Source organism: Ditibartonella choladocola (genome assembly GCF_002007565.1).
Lineage (GTDB): Bacteria > Pseudomonadota > Alphaproteobacteria > Rhizobiales > Rhizobiaceae > Bartonella > Bartonella choladocola.
In genome coordinates this window covers 2051259-2073581 of record NZ_CP015625.1, presented here as the reverse complement: position 1 = coordinate 2073581, position 22323 = coordinate 2051259, and the positions used below count along the sequence as shown (strand labels likewise).

Here is a 22323-nt window from a genome sequence, read left to right as displayed (position 1 = left end):
TGCAGGAAAACACGCACCGCACCTTCCTCAACTTTTTCGCCACCATTAAACATTTATCATGTTGTTATTCGCGTTATAATAGCGACAGGTTGTATAACAACATCATTTTACACCTCTTGTCAACATGATTTATGTTTATTATTCTGACATAATCTATGTTATGGACACGATGGGACAAAGATTACGCGAGGCACGGCTGAAAGCGGGCTTTTCATCTGCAACGAAAGCTGCGGATGCAATTGGTGTGAGCCATTCGACCTATCGGGCGCACGAAAACGGGCAGAATGAATTCGGGCCTGAAGAGGCTGCCATTTATGGCCGCAAATTCGGCGTGAGCGCCTCTTATCTTTTGACGGGCGAGAATGGCGCAAAAGGCAAGATGGTATCGAGTTTCGATCCCGATATTCCTGACCGGATTGATAGCGATGTCAAAACAAGATCGCAATTGAAAGACGGCGAAATACCCGAAATTGATGTCAAGGCAGGCATGGGCGCCGGCGGGGAAATTATGATCGTGAACGGTGCCAAAAATGCTGTTCAGATTTCGACAGAAGTAATACGGGATTTTTGGCGTTTACCCGAAAGCCTCTTGGCAAAACTCAATGTTGTAGCGTCCAATGTTGCCGTTCTTCCCGCTTATGGGGATAGCATGTCGCCCACCATTCATGATGGCGATGCGGTGTTTATCGACATATCGCACCGTGTTCCGTCCCCTCCGGGAATTTATGCGCTGGCTGACGAGCTTGGCGGGGTTATCATCAAGCGGTTGGAAATTGTCTCTCGCCCCGGTGCCGATGAAATCGAGGTCGAGGTCATATCGGATAATCCCCACCACAAACCGCGCATTCTGAATTTGAGCGAAATCACCATTCTTGGCCGCTATATCGGCCGTTTTACCCGTTAAAACCGGAACATTTTACAAGACATTGGCATATCGGATGTGCCGACATGTTGCAAAATGTTTCAATCGGCAGATTTTTGCGTCAAATCATTTTCGCAACCCGATCGACCGAATAAAGATGTGCTGGTGCTTCAGTTGTAAACAGCAACAACAATTGTGCTGGCTGATCTGATGAAACCGGATTTACCCTGACCAATTTTCGCAAATTATATTGCTTGGAAGTTGATTTAATCCGGAACCGATGCACTTCAAACCAACCTGCTATTGCGGGATTTTTTATGCCAAAAGTGGGCGGGGCTTATCCTTGGCGCCCGAATATTGAACGCCGAATGGTTTAATAATTGAATAGTTTAACATTTGATACTTGCATGGTTTCGCACGTGAGTTGCCGGTGTCCGAAACACTTTTGCCGGTTGAGGAGAAGCGCTATTCTTATCGCCGCTTTCGCTTTGTCAGCCGCCATTTTCATTTCTTACCGCGTGACGTTTGTTTATAGAAATTCACCCAATTAACGCAAACAAAAACATTTAAAATTCTTCATAAAAGGCAATAAAAAAATTTAAAATTTTTGTTATTTTATCGTTTTTTGTTTTAAATTTCTAAAATCATAAAGAGGCTTTTCAGTCTCTACTTTTCTGAACCGAACATTCGTCCGGTTTTAAATAGAAGTGATAAGTCATTTCCGGAAAGTCTTAAAAAACAACATGTCTTCAAGGTCAAACGATTCGTTTGATGAAGAAGTCTAATAAATTTCAACATAAAAAATGTTGACATTAATCATGTCATTTTTTTACGATTCCCCCGTTAAACGTGTTGAAGCTTATGACGTTTCTTTTTTAAACAGCGCGGGGTAGGCGGGATGAAAAAGCCTAAAAATCATAGAAAAACTTTAAAGTCACGAGCCGGATTTCTTCGCCACGCTGATGAAGAAAAAGGCTCGCCCGACAATGGTTCAAGCGTTGACGAAGAAATACAACCGCCATTCGGTAAAACTGACTTTTCTTGCGAAAAAACAGGTCGCGCAGAAATAGATCATGAGCAAAGTAAATCTGCCAATGTAACAAGTAAAACTTTGGATAGCCAAAAATCCGAAGGGCTACATCAAAAAAAACCGGTTAGCCAGGCCGACAATGCAGGAAAAAAGCAACAGGAAAAAGAACACTTCTCGTGGGGTGATATAAAGCCTTTTTTGAAAAGTTTGGAGCACCATTCGCGGGCAGAAAAAGTGATGGCGCTTGCATGGAAACTTTATCGTTCAAGCCCGATGACGGATGAGACATTCGAGCCTTTGCGATTTGCCCTTTTTATGCGCACGGCTCAGGCAGAAGTGGAGCACGAAAACGACCCGCCAATCAATATGAGCCGTGAAGAAATCCTCTTTATCGGTTCCGATTGCGCCACCAGACCGGACAAACATTAACGGGTAGCACCTTTCGTTTTTCCATGCGGATGAGAAAAAAAGATCGTTGAATAGACTTTTCTAAAGAGATTGTATTGTTTCATCGCACAATAGGTTCACTGATAAAGCCGAACAGACCGGCTTAAAATGAACGAAGATTGCGCTAGTTTTCCCGACTTTTAACATAGGTTTATTATGCGTTCCGCTGGCATCTTAATCACCTATTACCTCGTTACGCCCGAAGGGAGTAACGGATTTATCAGATAATTACATCTAATATTATTTTTGTTATTGATTGATAAAACCGGTTTTTCTTTATTTAATAAAAAATCCTGATGTTCTTCGTTTTATGATATTTTGAACTCGAATATTCTTGGCTAAAAAAGGGACTATCATGAGCCTCAAAACCCGCATTTTTGAAGCGAGGAAAAAAGCTCACCTAACGCAAAATAAGCTTGCCTCTCTTGTTCATGTAACAAAGGCTGCTGTTTCTGCTTGGGAACACGGTACGTCACCCCACCGTGATAAGTTGGAAGCTATAGCAAAAGCTACAAATGTCTCGCTAGAATGGCTTCTACTTGGGGATAAAAATGCGGGTGAATACGATAGCCGTCAGATATCTGACAGACCAGCAATAAAGCTCATTCCGGTTTATGGGCAAGCTGTAGCAGGAATAAACGGCGAGTTTTCTTTTGACGGTAAAAAGTTGTTTGAGGTGCCGTGCCCGCCCTGCTTATTGAATGTGGAAAACGCTTATGGCGTGGAGGTCGCAGGCGACACAATGTCCCCACGCTATGAAGATGGCGAAATTGTTTATATCGACACAGTGCGAAGAATAAAAAAGGACGATTATGTCGTTGCGAAGATAATGATGAGGGAAGAGGATAGTTTTCCAACAGTATTCATAAAGCGCTTTATTCGCCATAATGAACAAGAGCTGGTGCTTGCACAATTAAATCCGGCGAAAGAACTGGTTTTTCCACATCAACACGTTCTTTCAGTGCATTATATAGCCTTGGCAGGCGAAGGGCTTTAGAGGCTGTCTATCTATAAATTTTAATGTGGGAGTGGGGAATGAAAGAAGATAAGAATAAAGAAATCGGCAATAGGCTAAAAGCTGCGAGAAAAGCCGCCGGTTTTTCCTCGGCTAAAAATGCAACCATTGCTTTGGGGATCAGTTATCCGACTTATGTTGCGCACGAAAATGGCAACCGCGGGATTGGCCGCGAAATGTTAGAACTCTATGCAAGCCGGTTTAATGTTACAATAGATTGGTTATTAAGCGGAAGAAAAGATGCTGTAACCAATCGCTATAAAAGGAAAATCGACGAAAAATTGAATTTTATTATGGAAGCAACCGGCTGGAGGCAAGCTGATCTTGCAGAAAAGCTTTCAGTGACGCAAGCATGTATCAGTCGTTGGTTTTCAGGAGCAGACCCACGTGGCGAGCACCGCGATAAAATAACTGAAATTTATAACGCTATCACCGGAAAAACGGAGATTACCGGAAACACGCAAATCCCTTCAAAAAGCTATGTTCCTTTGATGGGATATGTCGGAGCAGGGGCAAAAATTGAACCGGATTTCGGAGAGATGCCACCCGACGGGTTAGGTGTCGTCGCAGTTCCCTTTCCAATGCCTGCTGATATGGTGGCTTTTCGGGTTCGTGGGGATTTGATGTTACCGGTTTATCGGGAAGGCCATATCATTATCGTACGCCGAAAGCAGATAAAGCCGCTTGAAGCATTTTATGGCGAAGAAGCTGTTGTTCAAACAAGTGATGGTCGCCGTTTCATTAAAACGATTATGCGCGGTGCAGACGGCGTCAATCTTATTTCGTGGAATGCCACACCGTTAGAAGGCGTTAAGCTGAAATGGATAGGCGAGATATTCGCAATTTTACCACGTCAAGCGTTGCGGCATGTTGATAAAAAGGTAGGCTACTGGGCGGGTTAAAAATGGGTATAGAGCACAGCCCTTGCTGACACTCTGTTATTCATCTGTAGGAGGAAATTTTGTCACAACCACAAATTTATGATGATTGGCGTGTGCGGCTGGCACAAAAAATCGAAGAGAGCGGCAAGTCGATGCGAGCGATTTCTATCGCCATCGGCAAAGGCGAGGCCTATGTTTTCTCAATTCTGAAAGACAGGAAAAACCCAAGTGCGGAAACGCTTGCAAAAGTATGCGCAGAAGTCGGAACAAGTGTGTCTTATGTTTTGCATGGTATTGAACGTTCCGCTGAAGAAGAATTTCTTAAGATTTTTTTACAGGCTTCTCCAGACGTAAGAGCTGCAATCTTAACGCTTCTGCGGGCGAGAACCGACGCAAAATAAATAAAACAGCTTGCGGCTCTTTGGCACTTTTCTTTAAAAAACGATCGAAGAATGAACGAGGCGGTTGTGGTCATTCCTTAGGGCCTTTTTGAGCTCTGGACTAACGCCTCAACCATCGCAATTATCGCTTGCTGCCATTCGGGCGAAACAGAGTCAAACATAGCTAATAGGTGTTGTTTCCTGCTATCAGGGAAAATCGACGGCATTAAATTGTCTGGCCATTTACCAAAAAACTCGACTATTTTTAAAAACTCATCTGCCTGCATTGAGCGGGGTTCTTTGCCAGCCTCTAGGTTCAACAAGCGCGTTAATTGGGTAGGGGTTATCTTTAAATAATCTGCCAGCTTTTTCTTGGCGCCTCGGGGCATAGTAACTAACTGGCCTTGCACCCACAATTTTATTTTATTTTTCAAATCCATTTCATTTCCTTGTTTTCAAAATACAACTGTCGCCATATTGTAAGATCTACCCTGCAAGAAAAAATGTGCGAAAAATAACTTTTGCTTTTCATTGTGAACAGTTTGACTGAGCAAATAATTTATATGAAATTGATTGAACACCACGAAGAAATGAAAGCCGATCAGGCATTATCGGGGCAATGAACATATAAGCAATAAACCGAAATAATCGGTTGTTTATCGGCGCCACAAGAAACTTCGTAAAATCTGCCAATGTTTCCGGAAATCGCTTTTTTTGAGGTAATAACAAGCCTTATCTGAAAAGCTTGAAGAACCATTCGCGGGTAGAAAAAATTACCGAGCTTGCATAAAAACTCTATCGTTAAAGCCCAGACAGCATTTCCCTAATGCCGGTGTTTTGCTGCTTTTTACGCCTCGTTTTTCGTTTTAAAAGGTCAGTCCCACCGGTTTTTGGTTTTCACCCGTTCCGGACGTTCCGCTTTGTCTTGGACACAGAGTTGCTGCCATTCTTCACACTGATTTTTCATCCGGAAACACAAGCATTCGGAAAATGCAGTTTTTAAAAAAACTAGCAATCGCGTGATGAGTGCTATAAAAGCAATTACCTGCGCGCTGGTGGGAAGCTTTTCGGCATATAAGTGCCGGTCGGCTGATCGGTCAAAATCCCGTTTGGCACTGAAGCATTGGATGATGCGTTGCCAAGTTGTTCGGCTGCTTTTTCGCTTGCTGAAGTGTCGCCGTTCTGATTGAGAATTTTTTTAATATCGTCCAGTTCACTGTCAACCTCAGAAGAGGCTTCACCATCTTTCCCGAAATAGACATCAAGCTTTTGGTCAACTTCTTCCGCCTTTTGTGAAGATGGGTCAGCCATTGCCTCGACAACGTCTTCCGCCTTCAAGCCTAATTTATCAAGGCCGAGGCTTTTAGTGATGCCTTCCATAAATTCTTCATAACCTACCGGGTCTTGAGATTTCATGTAAGCCAATTTATCGCGGACCAAATTGGCCAGACGTTTGAGATCTGTTCCATCTTTATCAAGATCAATGCCAAGGCTCCTTGCTATTTCTTTCAGTATTTTTGCTTTGAATTCGCTTTTGCTCATACGGCTATTATCAAATACCGTAGCTCCGGCAATCTTGCTGCGGATTTTGTCATAAGTCGACTTTTCTTCCGCCTTTATAGAAGAGCCTGTTTCTTTGGCTTTAGAAATCTGTTCCGTCGTCGTGGGAGCGCGTTTGGCTTGTTGTTCGATCTGGTCAATCCTCTCTTGCAAGATTTTGACAGAAGCGAATTTCAAATTCTGGACCGGTGTCAGTGCCATGATAGTCTCTCCCACAATTTACTCGTGTACAGTGCTCGGTTACACTAATCAGTTATATCAATCTGTTCATAGATTATGCTCTACTATAGAACAATATTACATGATAATTTCACCAAGTAAAGTTTCAATAGAGAAAAGAAAATTCCGTTTCAGGAAGATAATTTAAGAGCAATCTAAATAGGATGAAATATTCAACTCTTCTGAAAGATTGCGAAAATTTATTTAGCCGGGAGTCAAAACGGCATTATGGTTCTTTAAAAAATGCAGAAGATTAAAAAGCCGCTTTCTGAAAGCAGCAGGATAATTTCAAGAATATCTTAGAAAAACAAAATGTTAGGTAATGCTTGAACTTCAAAGGAAAAGTCCTTTTTGTAAAAGCCGCTAATGTCTTGAAATGAGAGACAGATTGCCAAAGCTCGGTTTTTCGACCCGAGCAGTATCAGCTCACGGGCGGATTTCAGCCGGTTACACAATTTTGATGGAGCGCAATTATTTTTCATTGAATAGAAGAAAGACTGCCCACAATTCACCATTTTTACCGCACATGACATGAGCAGAAGTCAATTGTCATAAATTTGGCAGGAATTTTCAGAAGTTCGTTTTTGTTTATCTTATTGAAACTGTTCATTGCTTAAATGGCGTGGCATAGTTTTTTCTGAAAGGTTATCGAGAGTGGAATCGGTTGTCGTGATATTGATATTGCTGGTCGCTGTCATCATCAGCGGCGCAATATCACGCGCACTTCCATTGCCCATTCCGTTACCGCTTATCCAGATTGCTGTTGGCGCGGTGGTTTCTCTTGCTGGCGACATGGGCGTAAAATTGCGGCCGGAAATGTTTTTCCTGTTGTTTTTACCGCCACTTTTATTTCTTGACGGTTGGCGCATTCCCAAAGACGGTTTGAAGCGCGACCGCTGGACAGTACTTGAAATGGCACTGGGGCTTGTTGTCTTTACGGTTTTGGGTGTCGGCTTTTTTACTTATTGGATTATTCCGGCCATGCCGCTTTCGGTGGCTTTTGCACTTGCTGCCATTGTTTCGCCAACCGATCCGGTTGCAGTCAGTGCAATTGCAAAACGTTCTCCCATCCCGAAGCGCTTGATGCATATTCTGGAAGGTGAATCCCTGTTGAATGATGCATCCGGCCTTGTCAGTATGCGCTTTGCTGTGGCAGCGGCCATGACGGGAAGTTTTTCGCTTGTTGCGGCTTTCGGAACGTTTTTGTGGACTGCCGTTGCCGGTGTTATTATCGGGGCGGCAACCACCTTCTGTGTCACCTGGGTGAGCAATTTCTGGAACCATAAATTCGGCGAGGAAACCGGTTCCCATATTCTTATAAGCCTGCTTATTCCTTTTGCCGCCTATCTTGCCGCCGAACAGGTGGATGCATCGGGAATCCTTGCCGCCGTTGCCGCCGGTATTTCCATGAGCTTTACCGAAGACAGTCTGCGCAACCTTGCTTTGACGCGCATTCGCAGGCTTGCTGTCTGGGACACTGTGCAATTTGTTGCCAATGGTGTCATTTTCGTCATTTTGGGTGAACAGCTTCCCCATATTGTCAGCGGTGCGGCAATTGTGGTTCAGGAAACCGGACACCATGAACCCGTCTGGCTTGTGGTTTATGTCATTGCAATCAATGTGGCGCTTGCCGTACTCAGATTTATCTGGGTTTGGGTCTCTCTGCGTTTTACGCTTGCACGTGCTTACCGGCGCGGCTTGAAACCCTTTGTGCCGAGTTGGCGGCTGGTTGCCGTGACATCGCTTGCCGGTGTTCGCGGCACGGTAACCCTTGCCGGTGTTTTGACCTTGCCGCTTTTTCTTCCCGACGGTTCGCCATTTCCCGCCCGCGACCTTGCAATATTTCTGGCAACCGGCGTTATTCTGATTTCGCTTGTCATGGCAAGTATTTCATTGCCATTCCTCCTCAAAGGTCTGGAATTGCCGCCCGAACCTTCCCACCAGAAGGAAGAAGAGCGCGCCCATATTGCGGCTGCCGAAGCGGCCATCAAAGCGGTTGAACAGGCAGTGCACAATTGGGGTGAAGGCCGCAGCGATGCCGACCTTTATACAAGTGCAGGCGCGCGCGTCATGGCGAACTATCGTGAAAGATTGGCCGACCAGAATATTTCGGATGCGGATGCAGGCAATACCCAAAAGATTGCCGAAATCGAACGGCGTTTGCGCCTTGAAGCTTTGAAAGCCGAACGTCAGACCTATTTTGCTTTCGGCCGTCGTCACCAGCTTTCGGAAGAAACAACTGCAAGATTGATCCGCGAAGTCGATCTTCTGGAAACACGTTTTTCAAACGGCTAAGTGGCAGAGTTTTGAAATGGCTTATGGGACAGGCGGTTCAAGCCGCGAGGCCCGCGGGCTGTGGCTTGAATGCCAGAAAAGAACAGCCTAAAAAGAACCGCCTAAAAAGAACAGCCAAAAACAGAAAGCAGACTTTATGATTTTTTATGTTTCCCGCTTGTGAGCCTCAAGCCGCCGGTCAATACGGCGAGTAAAAAACAGGTTGTGCCGCACCACAAAGCATAGCGCGAGCCGTAATGGGAAGAGACAATCAGGAAAAATGCAACAAGTGTGCTTCCCACCGATTGGCCGATAAGCCTTGCCATGCCCATAATGCCACCGGCTGCGCCACTTCTGTCGGCGGGGGCGGAAAGCATAATAACGCGCTGGTTGGGCGCATTGAAAAAGCCCATGCCGCATCCACACACCATCATGCAGATCACAATCACAAGAACCGGCGTTCCTTCACCAAGAAGGCTTAAAGAAAACATTCCGCTTGCACATAAAAACATGCCGATAGCAACAAGCAGAACCGGTGAAAAATGGTCGGAAAGCCTGCCGGTAAAGGTTGAAGTGAGTGCCGCGCAAGCAGGCCACGGTGCAATCAGAAAGCCGGTGGCAAACTGGCTTTTATGCATGAGCATCTGGAACGAGAAGGGAAGCGCCACAAAAGCAATCCCTTGCGCGATAAAGGCAAAAAGAACGGCAAGAATGGAAAGGGTAAAAATCCGCGAGGAAAAGAGATCGAACGCCAGAAACGGGGCAGGGTGGTTTTTCTGGCGGATGATAAGGGCAGCAATTGCAACAAATGAAATGACAAAGGTCGGAATAATCATGGAAAGTGGCTGGCGGTGCGCACATTCACCAATGCCGAAAATAAGCGCGGCAAAACCGATGCCGCAAAAACAGGCGGCAAGATTATCAAAGCGGTAGTGGCTCAAGGGCGTTTTTGGTAGCGAATGGAAGGATATGGCAAGCGCCACAATGCCGAGCGGAACATTCATCAAAAATAGCCAGTGCCAGGTGGTAAACCATAAAATAAGCGAGGCGAGTGTCGGCCCTAAAGAAAAGCCCACTCCCATGCAAATGGCATTGATACCAAGCCCGACACCGAGTTTTTGTGGCGGAAAGGTAAAGCGGATAAGGGGAAGGTTGGTGCTCAATATTCCGGCCGCGCCAATACCTTGCAAAATGCGTGCGCCAACCAGTGTTGGAAGTGACCATGATAGCCCGCAAAGAAGCGAGGCGAATGTGAAAACCAGAAGTCCGACAATGAAGATAATGCGAAAGCCGATCACCTCGCCAAGGCTTGCGAAGGGCAGTGTCATTGCAACCATGGAAAGAAGATAGGCCGTCACTGCCCAAACGGTTGAAGCTTCGCTGGTTTTGAATTCCTGTGCGATTGTGGGAAGGGCGGTATTGGTAATACCGGTGTCGATCATAGCCATGATAACGCCGAGGCAAATCGCAAAAATAGCGGCCAATTTATAGGATTTTGTCACTTCAGCATTTGTATTCACTTGCAACGTCTCTTTAACAATGCGGACTTCAATCTTGTGTCAGCCGTCTTTCAGGCCAAGCTTCGTCCCCATGACTATAAACATGAACGCGCTTCAAATGCATAAGAATATTTTTGTGAAGAAACGCATTCCAACACATTTTTCAGGCAATTGCTTTTTGCCCTTATTTTCTTATGTCTTATTGTTCTTCCCGCGTTTTATTGTCTTTACACGGTTTTTGGTTTTTTACGCGGTTTTTTGTTTTTTCCTCACCTTTCCCGCTCATTGCTTTTGATTTCTTCGAGCAGCCTTTTCTTACGACTTTTCAGTTTTCTCTACACCCCCGAAGTTTTCGGGTGGCAGATTTTTTTAAAAAGTCGATCTAGCGGTAATAAACAGCGATTTTCTGCCCGTCTATATCTTTGACCTTGATGTCGATATCATAAATTGCCGAAAGGATTTCATCTTTCATGATATTTTCGGGTGCACCGGAATAGACGAGTTTTCCTTCTTTCAAAGCAATGATGAGATCGGAATAGCAGGAGGCGAAATTGAGATCATGCATTACCATAATTATGGTTTTGCCCAATTCGTCGGCCGCGTTGCGAAGCCGCTTCATCATTGAAACGGCATGGCGCATATCAAGATTGTTCAATGGCTCGTCAAGCAGGATGTAATCGGTGTTTTGAGAAATCACCATGGCAACAAAAGCGCGTTGTCTCTGCCCGCCCGACAATTCGTCAAGAAAACGTTTGCGATATGGGTCCAGCCCCAGATAGCTTATGGCATTATCGACAAATGTTTTGTCTTCTTTTGTCAAGACACCATGTGAATAGGGGTAGCGGCCGAAGCTTACAAGATCTTCCACGGTGATACGTGCTGTGAGAGTGTTTTCCTGCCGCAAAATAGAAAGCCGTTTTGCAAAATCGGATCCTTTGGCCTTTGTCACATCAATTCCGTCAACGGTAATTGTGCCCTTTGTGATCGGCAACAGGCGGCTTATCATAGTTAGAAGGGTGGATTTACCCGCACCATTGGGGCCGATAATCGAAACCATTCCACCTTTGGGGATTTCAAGTGACAAATCCTCGATAATGCTATTGTCGTCATAGCTTTTGGATACATGGCTAATTTCAATCATCTCAATTTTCCCTTGATGAGCAGGGTCAAAAACACAATGCCGCCGACAAATTCGATAATAAAGCTCAACCGGCTTGCCATATTGAAAAGCTGTTCGAGAATGAATTGGCCGCCGACAAGGAAAATAATCGAAAGCAGAATGGCAACCGGCAACACGCTCATATGTTTGGCTGTCGGCGTAAACTGGTAGGCAAGGCTTGCAACCAGAAGGCCGAAAAAGGTGACCGGCCCCACAAGTGCGGTTGAAACGGCAACCATGATCGAAACCAGCACGAGAATGCGCGTGACGGCCTGTTTATAATCGACACCGAGATTGATTGCCATATCGCGCCCTAATGCCAGCACATCGAAAAGATAGCGCATACGCCAGCCGAACAGGGAAACAATCACAACAATAATCACTGCAATGCCGATCAGATTGGTGTTGAAGCGGTTGAAATTGGCAAACATCACATCGGTGAGATTGACCGCCTCATCGGGGTTCAGTTGCAGTTGCAACAACATGCGCAAGCTGAAGAACAGGCCGCCAAACACAACGCCGATCAAAAGCGTCATGTGCAGCCCCTTGATGGTTCCCGAAAAGAGCCATGTGAAAAGGCTTGTCGAAAACAGTGTGAGAATGAGCGCTACAACGATAAAGCGCACTTCGTCGCTCACCCCGTAAATAACGGTCGAGCCGACAAAATAAACCACCACCGTCTGGATGAGAATATAAAGCTGGTCAAAACCCATAATCGAGGGGGTAAGAATCCGGTTGTTGGAAACCGTCTGGAAAAGCACTGTTGAAACAGCAATCGTATAGGCAATCAGAACAAGCGAAACGAGTTTGCCCAAACGGAACGGCCAGATCACAACCGACATATTCCATGAAAGGTAAAGCGCAATAAAAATGGCAGCAACAACACCAAGACCGATGAGAAGCGGCAGTGTCGAACGGATTTTTCTTGAATGTCCGGTTTTGCTAAAGCTCAAATCTGCGGAACCACTGCCGGTAATAGCCGTTTTGGAAGAATTTGCTTCATCCGTGCTGATAAAGCCGGATAAAGCTGCGGCATTTTCCTCGCTTGCTTTCTTGCCTTTTTTACCGCCTGCGTCCCCGTTAGCGTCCTCGTTTTCTTCCCCGCCTGCTTCTCTGCCTGCTTCCGCGCTTGCTTCCTTGCCCAAATCCCTGTCCGCTTTCTTGTTCGGGATTTTTACTTCGTCAAGGCCTGCCTCGCCAATTCCGGCTTCGCCAATATCTTTTTCGTCAATCTCCGCTTCGACAATCTCATTTCTTTGATTATCCGGCGCGCTGGTATCCGTTTCGATAATTTCCGTTTTTGTAAAATTATCCTCACCAATTGCTGTTTTGATATGATCTCTTTCAAGAAGGTCGGGCGTGGCCATGCCGGACTTCACCGGATTTGTTCCGGCAACGTCGTTTCCGGCAGGTTGTGGCCTCTCGCCTTTTAAAGCGGGGTTTTTAGTTTCCGGTATTTTTCTAGCCAAGGCGCTTTCTCCATTTCAAGAGAAGTGCAATGAAAAGCACACTGCCAAGAACGCCCATAATGGTTCCAACCGGTATTTCGGCCGATCTGCTCATCAACCGGCCAAGAATGTCGCAGGAGAGCACCAGTCCCGCACCGGTTATCATCACAAAAGGTGCTGTGCGGCGCATATTGTCGCCCATGACAATAGAGACGATATTGGGCACGACAAGGCCAATAAAGGGGATCCGCCCGACAGTGCAGATAACGGTTGCCGTTATCATGGAAATAATGACAAGCCCGAAAAGCATAACTTTTTTATAATCAAGGCCGAGATTACTGGAAAAATCCTCGCCGAAACCGGCAACGGTAAAACGGTCGGCCGCAAGATAGGCAACAAGGCAAAGCGGCAGCGACAGCCATAATAGTTCATATTTGCCTTCAACCACCATAGAAAAACTGCCAAAAAGGTAGGATTGCAGCGATGGCAACAACATTTCCTGATCGGCAATGCCATTTGTGAGCGCGCCAATTACATAGCCGAGCATAATACCCGTTAGCGGCACAATCAGCACGGATTTAAGCGGTATTTGCCGCAATAAAAACATGAAAATGAGCGAGCCGAAAAGCGCAAAAAGGGCGGCCACCAGCATTTTCAAAATCACATCGAGACCGGGGGCAAATATCATCACCACGAGGATACCGAGCGAGGCCGATTCAACGGTTCCCGCTGTCGAAGGTTCAACAAAACGGTTACGGGTCAGCATTTGCATAATCATGCCGGCAAGGGCAAGGGAAGCGCCGGAAAGGATAAGCGCAATGGTGCGCGGAACGCGGGTTTGAAAAAATACAAGAAAGCTGTGCTCGTCACCGGCAAGAAGGCCGGAGAGGGTGACACTGGAAAATCCCAGAAACATACTGATAATCGACAGGACGATAATAACCGTTATGCCAATAATAAGAGAGCGCACGTCAATCTTTACCCGATTAAAAAACATCAGAAGCTGGCAGACCAATCTGCTGCTTCCGATGTTTAAGCGTTAAAGCTTGAAACAATCAACCCGTTTCATGACTTTTTCAGTCAACAACAGGCTAAATGCTTATTTTGCTTTGGAAAATACGTCATCAAGTTGATCGGCTGTCTCATGAAGACCCGAAAGCCCGCCGCCGATAAGATACCAGTTTTGCGGGTCGAGATAAACGATATGCTTGTTCTCTGCCGCTTTGGTTTTGTTGATAAGGGCATTATCGAGCAATTTTGCAGCCGATTCCCCTTCGCGGCCAATGGCTGCATCACGGTCGATCACAAAGAGCCAGTCGGGATTGGTTTCAAGAATGAATTCTGGTGAAATCATCTGCCCGTGATTTCCCACTTCCAGTTTGTCATTGGCCGGTTTGACACCGAAACCGGAATGCAACAGGCCGAAACGCGATCCCGGCCCGAAGGCTGAAATTTTGCCACCGGTGGTCAGAACAAGAAGACCTGTTCCTTTGTCAGCCGCAAGCTTTCTTGACCCTTCAAGCTTTTTGTTAAGGCTGTCGATTTCGTCTGTGGCTTCTTTCTGTTTGTTGAAAATCTGGCCCAAAATTGTCACATTGCGATCAACATCGGCAAGATAGTGGTTATTGTTGACTGACAAATCGATTGTCGGGGCAATCTTTGCAAGATCGTTGAATTTCGGAGCCGAACGGCCGGCAATAATGATAAGATCGGGGCGCAGGCTTGCCACTGTCTCGTAATTGGGTTCAAACAAGGTTCCGACCTTGGTGTATTTTGCATCATTATATTGCTCAAGATATTTCGGCTTTATCCCTTCCGGTACACCCACAATATTGTCGATTTTTAACCGGTTCATATTGTCGAGCGTGGCAAGGTCGAACACCACAACACGTTTCGGACTATCGGGAATAGAGGTTTCACCGGCGGCATGTTTGATGACAACATCGGCACTTGCCGGTGATTGGAATGACAAAACGGAAGCCAGTGCACCAAAGAGCAGTGCGGCGAGAGTATTGCGTCTATTAATCATTTTTACCTCATTTCATTTCGACTGGTTGAAGGGAGTTTGCGTGAGACCTTTGTGGTTTGAAATTTTTCGCATTCAACGCGAATTGCAGACAATCTTTGATCGCAGGCGCAAGCATTGTGCCGTGGTTTTTATCGGAAAAGCTGTAAAACGTGTTTTCAACTGCCTTTGTCTTTCTCAAAATCTCTGAAACATCTTTGCCATTCGGGCCGGAATGTAAATCCTTAACCGGCTTTTTATTCGGCTCAGTCACATTCTTATGATGGGTTTTAATTCCCGATGTTTCAATCAATAGCCGCGTTTTTAACCCCTCCGGCTTGTTATAAGCGGCAAGTTTTTCCATAAATTCATGCCCGTTCCACCAGATTGACGGGTCGGCAGCGCAATAGGTGGAAAAACCGTGACTGCCCGCCGATAAAAAACTCTTCATCACAAAAAGCCCGCCAAGCGAATGACCAAAGAACGTGACATTGTCGCGATTGACCGGCAATTCTACCAATATTTCCGGCAAAATCTTTTTTTCAATAATGCTGCGAAATTCTTTTTCACCGCCGGTTTTTGGCGCTTCCATGCCCGCGCGGAGCGGAATTTTATCGGCCGGTGCATAAGAGGTGAGGTCATAAAAACGGCGTTTCACAATCTCTTTTTTCTCTTGCTCAGGATAACCGATTGCCACAATTACGGCATCGGGTGCTTCCTCGATTGCGGGCTTGAATGTTGTGTTGCCATCAAGGAGTAAAACAAGCGGAAAGCCCTCTCTTGGTGCTTGCTTTTCCGGCACAGCAATAAACAGGCGATAGTGCCTTATCCCGTCGTTTTCGCTACCCTTTCCGGCCTTGTTTGTTTCTTCATTTGTTGCCTGTGCGGTGTTTGTCCCTTGAGCACTTTTTTCATGAGCATTTTCAGAAACCACGCCGCCCGAAGCGTGACTGTCGGCGCCATTAAACCCGTCGCTTGTTTTTAGCTCGTCCGACTTTTCCCCGCCGGTTTTTGTCAGGCTTTCTGTGTTGTTTTCCTTTTCATCTTGTTTGTTACCGGCCGGAATTTTTGCCTCTTCCGGTGGTAACAAAGCAATATTTCCATCCACAAAAGAAACTTCTATATCTTTGGTGTGGATGCGCATTTTTTCTGTATTTTCGTTTTCCGCATTCGCAAAACTACAGGAAAGGCCAAAGAAAAGACTGGCAACAAAAAGAGCAGACATCTTCAAGCGGGAAAGTGAAAAGCAGGACAATGGAAAGCTGGAAAATGACAAACCGGACAATGGAACGCGAGAAAATGGAACGCGCGAAAATGGAAAGCGGGAAAGTGACAAGGCTTGCAAGCTGCAAGCGCCCGCCCGTTCTGCCCGAATATCTCCTGCCTTTTCAACCGGAACATTTTTTGCCCGTTCAGCCGTAACAATTCCCGTCTTTTCAGCCGGAACATTTTCTGCCCGTTCAGCCGGAACAATTCCCATTCTTTCTACCCGAACATTTACCCCCTGTTTTTCCCACACAAAGCGGGGGCTTGAAATAAACCGGCGTGTTCCGGAGAAGCAGCTTTCCAAACTTCCGGCTTCCGCCAAACTTTCAAGTTTTGCCAAAGCCAAAGAGTTTTCACGAACAAAAACATTTTCCGGAAAAAGAGTGTTTTCCGGAGTTAAAGAATTTGCCGAAGCAAAAACATTCTTTGTAAAAAGAGCATTTGCCGGAAACAGGGAAGGCCGGTTTTTAAAAAACCGGCGCATAATGGTTTTGATGTTTTTCATCAGCCATGAACTTTCAAAATTAATTCTGTCCTTCAAGAGTTCATCCTGACCCTTAAAATTGCGAGTTCATGCTCAACCAGAGGCGGCGGCCTTCCACCACATCATTGAACTGGTCAACACCCACACGCTTGTCAAACAGGTTGTAGATTGCCGCATTCAGTTTGACATTTTCGGAAAAAGCGTAAGAACCGCCAATATCGAAGGTGAAATAATCGTCATATTCACGGCCGACAACTTTACCATCTTTGTAAACCGCCTTACCGGCCGTACCGGTTCTGAAACCCGCATTGGTTTCTTTGCCGTGATAGGTTGCGGCAGCAAAACTTTCGAGCTTTTCAATCGGTGTTTGCCATTCGGCACGGACATTGGCCATGTGTTTGGGCGTTCTTGCCAAAGGCAGTCCCTCATAATCGCCGCTCTTCTGTTCCGAATGGGTGTAGGTGTAGTTGGAACGGAAGGTCAAAACATCAATCGGTTTCCATGAACCGGTAAGCTCCACCCCCTGCATCACAGCATCGTCGATATTGAGGTTTTCATAAAGCACATAGTTCGGGTCAACCGACCATTCAACCTGCTTGCCATTGGCATCGAGAACCTGCCGGTTGGTGATTTTGTCTTTGAAATCGGTGTAGAAATAGGTTGCCCCCAATTCGAGATTATCAAGATTGTCCCAAATGGTAGAAAATTCATAAGAGGTACTTTTTTCCGCTTCCAGATTGTCGGCACCGATAATCACACCGCAGCGGTTGCGCCCTTTCGGGGGATTGCGTCCGTAAAAACAGTTACCGCCACCGGTGGTATAAGCATAACCGGGGGCAATTTCACGAATTTCCGGTGCTTTGAAGCCGGTTGAAACACCGCCTTTGAAAACAAGATTGTCGGTGGCATGCCAAACAGCATAACCGCGCGGGCTCCAATGTTCGCCATAAATCTGGTGGTGGTCCATACGCACCCCGCCGGTTAGCGAGAATGTATCGGTCAACCACCATTCATCTTCGGCAAAACCCGCCCATTGCTCGATGGTGAATTCTTCATCAAGTCCGGTGCGCATACCGGGGTTCTGGTCGGTCAATGCCCCACGGTTGAATTGCCCGCCGGTTACCAATGTGTGGCGGCCGAAAATGTCGAACGGGGTGGTAAATTTGCCATCCACCACGGTGTTTCTTATTTCCGGCGAACGCAAATTGGCAACATAATCGTGGGTCGGGCTGTCCCATGTGTAATTGGTACGGTTTGCGGTTTCCTGCAACACGGAAAAATCGGCAGTGGTAAAGCCGTAACGGCCGGTATAGCCGACAACCCAATGGTCACGATCATTCTTGTTATAGGTATCAACCGGTTTGCGGCTGATATTTTCGGTTCTTTCGATATTGTGCCCCACCGAACTATAGCGGCGCAACCTTGTGTGACCGGCTTCAAAGGTGAGGTCATTGTTTTCGTTCGGCGTTACAGTAACCTTGCCGGTAATGTCGATTTCCTTTTTCTTCGGCGAACCGGAAATAATATCATCTTCTTCGCGTCCCAAGCCTCTTCCCCAAAGCTGCATTCCCACAACATCGGGCGCCAGAGGGCCGCCAACATAATAGCTTCCTTGGGCTGTATTGCCGAATTTGCTGTACTGGTTTGCCGTACCGTCAAGGGTAAAGGAACCGGTCCATTTATGCGGCACTTTGCGGGTAATGATATTGATAACACCACCCATCGCATCCGAGCCGTAAAGCGAAGACATCGGCCCGCGCACAACTTCAATCCGCTCGATAGCCGCCGCCGGTGGAATGAAACTCTGCTCGAAACCGGAATTGCCATTGGTGCGTGCTTCACGCGTGCTCTGGCGCTTGCCGTCAACCAGAATAAGCGTGTAAGCACCGGGAAGCCCGCGAATGAATATATCCTGTTCGGCGGCTGTCCCCGTCACGGCAACGCCCTGAACATTCTTCAATGCGTCGGTCAAATCGCGGAACGACCCTTTTTCGATTTCCTCCCGCGGAATAACCGAAATACTGGCAGGCGCATCTTTCACATTCTGCTCGAAGCCGGTCGCACTCACTACCACTTGGCGTAACATCGTGCCTTCATTGGCAAGTGGTGCATTACCGGCAGAAGCCGCAGGAGAAGCAGAAGAAGAAGCTTCAACAGTCGCCCCGCCGTTTTCTTCTGCCGCATTGTCTTTAACAGCTTTCTGTTTGTTTTGTGCACTGACAGGCTTGCTCTGTTTGCCATTATTGGCAATTTTAACCCCGTCATTGACTGTCTCGGCAAAGGCTGTGCCATCAAAAAACAGGCTCATTGAAAAAATTGTGCTGCAGCTAAGTGCAACCAACATTTTCCGGCTTGCGCTGAAACCTTTTCTCTCCGAGAAGCTTCGACCCGCGCTGAAACCTTTTCTCTCACTGAAGCTTCGACCCGCACCGAAACCTTTTCTCTCACTGAAGCTTTTACCCGCACCGGATTTTTGCCCCCAATCCGTTTCGTTTTCCGCTCTGAAACTTTGGGCAGCCATGTCCCTTTGGCCATCCAGAATTTTCTTCTCCGTCATCGAATTCTGACACGCCACGAACTCCTGATCGTTTGAAAAATGTTCTCCTTCACTGCGTCCGATCGACATAAACAATCCCTCGAATTTAAAGTTGATTAAAAAAGTATAGAATTAACAAACAGTTTAGAGAGACATTAAAACCTAATGTCAATACTCAAGTTTTAGAATAGTTCAAATATACTGTAAAAAACATTTAATAATAATAACTTATAAGCGGAAAAAAATAAAATTATAATATATTGAATGCAACTTCAGGCATGTAGAAAGTTTTTCAACTATCGTTATACTATTTATTTATAGGGGTGAAATAAAATATATTTGCGAATCGAAACTGGAATCGCCGTTCTATTCGAGATCAGACACGAAATTTATTGAACAGAATGACTGTTATTTTGTTGAAATATTATGAACAATAATGAAGAAAATTAGCGAAAAACGGCGAAAAATCAGAGCCGGATTGAAAGAAAATCCGTGAAAAGAGCCGAAGAAATCGTGCCTCTTTCATCCGGCATTATCTGTTGTTTCCCGTTCTTGTCCGTTAAGAAATCGAGCCTCTTTCATCCGGCATTATCTGTTGTTTTCCAATCTTGTCAGTTAAAAAATCGGGGCTTTGCCCGCCGCAAGTTTGCAACATGACAATTGATTGGATTGGTTACGGATCGGCTTTGGAAAAACAGGCGGGCGGAAAAGCAAAATATGAAGCGGCTTTTCAAAGTTTTGAATTTTCAAAAAACCCGCGTTTTAAAAAAACGACTTTGAATTGATGCAGCCCGCATTGAGGGCGAGGGGCTTTCAGAATGTCAATTTTTCTTTTCCGGCAAGAAACTTTGTAACAGTTTCCAAAAAAACAAGAAACTTTGTCACACTTTTCAAGAAAACTTGCGCAGCATCTGCCCTCAAAGGGGGGCAATCAAGTTTCTTGCCGGTTTTGTCGTATTTTATGAAGTAACAGTTTTGATGCAGTGCAAGGTTTTGAAATTCTAGTTTGTTTTCATTGTCCCTTATATTGCTTGTCGGTCACTTCTTCCATCCAGTCGGCACTTTTGCCATCTACCGTTTCCTGTATGGCATAATGTGACATTGCTGTATCGGGGGAAGCACCATGCCAATGTTTTTCATTCGGTTCAAACCAGACAATATCACCGGCGAAAACTTCTTTCACTTCTCCATTTTCACGGCCGATAAACCCGCGCCCGAAGGTGATAATCAAAGCCTGTCCCTTCGGGTGCGTGTGCCAATGCGTGCGTGCCCCCGGCTCGAAGGTGACATGACCGGCAAGAAGGTTTGAACCCTCATGCGGGTCGATTGCCGGATCAAGTCTCACCCGACCGGTAAAAAATTCTTCCGGAACTTTGCCGGAAGGGCGGCTGCCACTTCTTTTGATTTCCATTGTTTCATTTCCTTGAAATGGGGTTTCGTTATCAATTCCGGTTTTGTTTTTGAATAAATGTTTCAATGCGCTGCCAACAAAAATAGTCTTCCAAACATATTTCAAAGCGCATGAACTTTATTGTTTGAAAGCACATGAACATTGCCGCTCGCTGAAATCGGGCGTCAACAGGGCTTGTTTCCAGCGGGGCTTGTTGCTCGCCCCGCTTTCTCGACTGAAAACCGTTTTCCGGAATTAAATTTTTAGAACACAAGCTTTTTCAGAATGACGCCATGTCGATGACAAAGCGATATTTCACATCGCTTTTGAGCATGCGTTCATAAGCCTTGTCGATTTCCTGTGCCTTGATAAGTTCTATATCGGCGGTAATGTTGTGTTTGCCACAAAAATCCAGCATTTCCTGTGTTTCGGCAATGCCGCCAATGCACGAACCGGCAAGTGAACGGCGTGCTGTAATGAGGTTGAAAACGCCAACCGGCAAAGGTTCGGCCGGTGCACCAACCTGCACCAATGTGCCATTGACTTTAAGAAGGTTGAGGTAAGCGTCGATATTGTGCTTGGCCGCAATGGTGTCGATAATGAGATCAAGCGTTTTTGCCGCTTTTGCGAGGTTTTCGCTGTCGCGTGTCAAAACCACATGATGGGCACCAAGACGACGCGCATCGGCTTCTTTGGAAGGCGAAGTGGTAAGCATCGTCACATCGGCTCCCATAGCGTGGGCAAGTTTCACCGCCATATGTCCCAAACCACCAAGACCGGCAACACCCACTTTCATACCTTTACCGGCTTTCCAGTGGCGCAATGGCGAATAGGTGGTAATGCCTGCGCAAAGAAGCGGTGCTGCTCCTGCAAGATCAAGATTTTCCGGCACTGCGAGAACAAAATTGTCGTTCACCACAATGCGTTTGGAATAGCCGCCAAACGTATAACGGTCTTTTCCGGTTTCAGGGTCGGGGCTGTTATAAGTCAAGGTATTGCCCTTTTCGCAATATTGTTCAAGTCCCGCACGGCAGCAATCGCAAGTTCCGCAGGAATTGACCATGCAGCCCACGCCCACCGTGTCACCCTCTTTGAAACGGGTTACTTTTTTGCCCACGCGGCGCACCTTGCCGACAATTTCATGACCTGGCACACAAGGATAAATTGTGCCCGCCCAGTCACTGCGCGCCGTGTGAAGGTCGGAATGGCAAACGCCACAATAGAGAATTTCAATATCCACATCATGGTCAAGCGGGTCACGCCGCTCGAATGTGAAAGGGTGGAAGGTCTGGTCGGCCGCGTCAACGGCAAATGCATCACATGTAAACATATAGGGAATTTCCTTTTGAATATTTGTTTTACTATCGGTTTTTCTTCATTTTGCTTTTTTAATTTCCGGCGTTTAATATTGTTTTTAATTCTCCGGTTGTTTAAAGCGTGAGCGGTGGTATTTCATTTAGAATTGAAATCATCCGGTTTCTTCCTTTTTCTTGCCCAAACAGTTATTTTCTTTTTTTACCGGTTTTAAAAGACGTAATTCTTGTTTAAAAAAATCGGGTCTTGTTTAAAAAATCGGGTCTTGTTTAAAAATTTTAGGTCTTTTTAAAAAAATCCGGCCTTCTTAAAATTCCGGTCTTCCCCGGAAAATCACGGTCAAGAATGAAACAATTTAACCGCAAATAGAAAACCTCCATTCTATTTCCGGTTGTTTCGGGTTCAATTCTTTTTCCTGTTGATAACAACTATATTCTTCAAGACGAGTTTGATAAACTCTATCAGGATCATTGGCCTTATGAATATTTTTCATAAAAGCAGACTAATCGAAAATAATCGGGCAGCAATACGGAAAGCAGCAAAACAGGGAGTGG

17 protein-coding genes are annotated in these 22323 nt (G+C 45.9%); 6 read left to right on the top strand and 11 right to left on the bottom strand.

Annotation, left to right across the window (positions count from 1 at the left end):
• The first annotated feature begins 169 nt into the window (after positions 1–169).
• From BBC0122_RS09140 to BBC0122_RS09120, 5 genes are all read left to right on the top strand, one after another.
• Positions 170–904 carry an XRE family transcriptional regulator gene (locus tag BBC0122_RS09140; RefSeq protein ID WP_225868104.1) on the top strand — a complete coding sequence of 245 codons (735 nt, stop codon included), beginning with the start codon at positions 170–172 and terminating at the stop codon, positions 902–904.
• An 856-nt stretch (positions 905–1760) separates the two neighbouring features.
• Positions 1761–2321 (top strand): hypothetical protein, encoded by a 561-nt coding sequence (locus BBC0122_RS09135; protein ID WP_077993220.1) that lies wholly within the window; start codon positions 1761–1763, stop codon positions 2319–2321.
• Between the two features lie 373 nt (positions 2322–2694).
• Positions 2695–3336, top strand: a complete 642-nt coding sequence (locus tag BBC0122_RS09130) for an XRE family transcriptional regulator (RefSeq protein WP_225868103.1) — start codon at positions 2695–2697, stop codon at positions 3334–3336.
• A 38-nt stretch (positions 3337–3374) separates the two neighbouring features.
• The gene (locus BBC0122_RS09125) at positions 3375–4256 is read left to right on the top strand and encodes an XRE family transcriptional regulator (protein WP_225868102.1); all 882 of its coding nucleotides are present in this window, start codon (positions 3375–3377) and stop codon (positions 4254–4256) included.
• 59 nt (positions 4257–4315) lie between these two features.
• Complete coding sequence (locus BBC0122_RS09120; protein ID WP_225868101.1) at positions 4316–4636, top strand: helix-turn-helix domain-containing protein; 321 nt, start codon at positions 4316–4318, stop codon at positions 4634–4636.
• Between the two features lie 77 nt (positions 4637–4713).
• On the opposite strand, the gene BBC0122_RS09115 is transcribed toward BBC0122_RS09120, so the two are convergent.
• Both BBC0122_RS09115 and BBC0122_RS09110 read right to left on the bottom strand, forming a co-directional pair.
• Positions 4714–5055, bottom strand: coding sequence for a hypothetical protein (locus BBC0122_RS09115; protein WP_077993218.1), 342 nt, complete (start codon positions 5053–5055; stop codon positions 4714–4716).
• 601 nt (positions 5056–5656) lie between these two features.
• On the bottom strand, positions 5657–6376 hold the full coding sequence (locus BBC0122_RS09110; protein WP_077993216.1) for a hypothetical protein: 720 nt from the start codon (positions 6374–6376) through the stop codon (positions 5657–5659).
• A 672-nt stretch (positions 6377–7048) separates the two neighbouring features.
• Here BBC0122_RS09110 and BBC0122_RS09105 point away from each other — a divergent pair.
• Positions 7049–8689, top strand: coding sequence for a Na+/H+ antiporter (locus BBC0122_RS09105; protein ID WP_077993213.1), 1641 nt, complete (start codon positions 7049–7051; stop codon positions 8687–8689).
• 134 nt (positions 8690–8823) lie between these two features.
• Here BBC0122_RS09105 and BBC0122_RS09100 read toward each other — a convergent pair whose 3' ends face one another.
• The 9 genes from BBC0122_RS09100 to BBC0122_RS09060 all read right to left on the bottom strand — a co-directional run bounded on the left by BBC0122_RS09100 (position 8824) and on the right by BBC0122_RS09060 (position 21785).
• On the bottom strand, positions 8824–10188 hold the full coding sequence (locus tag BBC0122_RS09100; protein WP_077993210.1) for an MFS transporter: 1365 nt from the start codon (positions 10186–10188) through the stop codon (positions 8824–8826).
• A 361-nt stretch (positions 10189–10549) separates the two neighbouring features.
• Positions 10550–11308, bottom strand: a complete 759-nt coding sequence (locus BBC0122_RS09095) for an iron ABC transporter ATP-binding protein (protein ID WP_077993208.1) — start codon at positions 11306–11308, stop codon at positions 10550–10552.
• Positions 11305–12168: an iron chelate uptake ABC transporter family permease subunit gene (locus BBC0122_RS12850; protein WP_149866746.1), complete on the bottom strand. Its 864-nt coding sequence runs from the start codon at positions 12166–12168 to the stop codon at positions 11305–11307. Before BBC0122_RS12850 ends, BBC0122_RS09095 begins: the two co-directional genes overlap by 4 nt.
• Before the next feature lie 619 nt (positions 12169–12787).
• Positions 12788–13771: an ABC transporter permease gene (locus tag BBC0122_RS09085; RefSeq protein WP_418214882.1), complete on the bottom strand. Its 984-nt coding sequence runs from the start codon at positions 13769–13771 to the stop codon at positions 12788–12790.
• 102 nt (positions 13772–13873) lie between these two features.
• On the bottom strand, positions 13874–14803 hold the full coding sequence (locus tag BBC0122_RS09080; protein WP_077993206.1) for a siderophore ABC transporter substrate-binding protein: 930 nt from the start codon (positions 14801–14803) through the stop codon (positions 13874–13876).
• Positions 14804–14810: 7 nt separating this feature from the next.
• Positions 14811–16586 (bottom strand): alpha/beta hydrolase, encoded by a 1776-nt coding sequence (locus BBC0122_RS09075; RefSeq protein WP_077993204.1) that lies wholly within the window; start codon positions 16584–16586, stop codon positions 14811–14813.
• 16 nt (positions 16587–16602) lie between these two features.
• On the bottom strand, positions 16603–19155 hold the full coding sequence (locus BBC0122_RS09070; RefSeq protein WP_225868100.1) for a TonB-dependent receptor domain-containing protein: 2553 nt from the start codon (positions 19153–19155) through the stop codon (positions 16603–16605).
• 922 nt (positions 19156–20077) lie between these two features.
• Positions 20078–20476 carry a (R)-mandelonitrile lyase gene (locus BBC0122_RS09065; RefSeq protein WP_077994630.1) on the bottom strand — a complete coding sequence of 133 codons (399 nt, stop codon included), beginning with the start codon at positions 20474–20476 and terminating at the stop codon, positions 20078–20080.
• Between the two features lie 259 nt (positions 20477–20735).
• A complete protein-coding gene (locus BBC0122_RS09060) occupies positions 20736–21785 on the bottom strand; it encodes an NAD(P)-dependent alcohol dehydrogenase (RefSeq protein ID WP_077993197.1) in 1050 nt (349 codons plus the stop codon).
• Positions 21786–22323: the final 538 nt, after the last annotated feature.